The sequence below is a fragment of the uncultured Nocardioides sp. genome (genome assembly GCF_947488025.1).
In the GTDB taxonomy this organism is placed as follows: domain Bacteria; phylum Actinomycetota; class Actinomycetes; order Propionibacteriales; family Nocardioidaceae; genus Nocardioides.
Map to the genome: position 1 here is coordinate 1 of NZ_CANKYS010000038.1, position 981 is coordinate 981.

At 68.0% G+C, this 981-nt stretch carries 1 pseudogene; it reads right to left on the reverse strand.

The features are described 5' to 3' along the window. Window positions 1-15: 15 nt before the first annotated feature. Window positions 16-931, reverse strand: a pseudogene (locus Q1B24_RS21785) (IS5 family transposase). Between the last annotated feature and the right edge of the window lie 50 nt (window positions 932-981).

Below are 981 nucleotides of genomic sequence, written 5' to 3' on the forward strand. Positions count from 1 at the left end.
CTAGGGCGTGTCTCCCTATTGGCGAAGCCAGATCGTGATGGCGCGCAGGACGACTCCGCCGCGGTAGACGACGGCTAGCTTGTCGTAGCGAGTGGCCAGGCCGCGCCACTGCTTGTGGTCGTTGAAGGACCGCTCGATCACGTTGCGGCCCTTGTAGATCTTGGGGTCGAACGCGGGTGGTCGACCACCGGCTGAGCCGCGACGTTTGCGGTGGGCGACCTGGTCGGAGGGCTGCGGGATCACGGTCTTGACCCGCATGTTGCGCAGCAGCGTTCTGATCGCACGCGAGGAGTAGGCCTTGTCGCCGAGCAGCGCGTCAGGCCGGGTCCTGGGCCGGCCGGGGCCGAGCCGCCCGACGGCCAGGTGTGACAGCAAAGGCGCCAGCACGGGCGAGTCGCCGGCCTGTCCCGGTGTGAGGACCACGACCAGAGGACGTCCGTGGCCGTCGACGAGTTGGTGGATCTTGGTCGACATCCCGCCGCGCGAGCGGCCAAGCGCATGATCAGGCGGCTCAGCACGGAGGTCCTTGTAGTTTGCGTCAGCCCCCCGTGGCGGGCTTGGGTCGACGGCCTGCGGGCTCCTCGGCGCGGCTCAGCGTGGTGGCGTGTTGATGGGCCCGGTTGATCGTGGAGTCCACCGACACGTTCCAGTCGAGGTCACCGGACGCGTCGGCTTCGGCGACTAAGCGGGCGTGGATCTTGTCCCAGGTGCCGTCGGTGCTGAACCGCTTGTGCCGCTTCCAGATCGTCTGCCACGGCCCGAAGGACTCGGGGAGGTCGCGCCACGCGACCCCGGTGCGGAAGCGATAGACGATGCCCTCGAGCACCTGGCGGTGATCACGAAAGGGCCGTCCCCGCTGGCCGTCCGAGGACGGCATCAACGATTCGATCCGGGCCCACTGGGCGTCGTTCAACACGGCAGAACGCGACATGCGTCAACAATCCCGGCCATCCCCGCCGATCTTTGGGAGACACGCCCTAG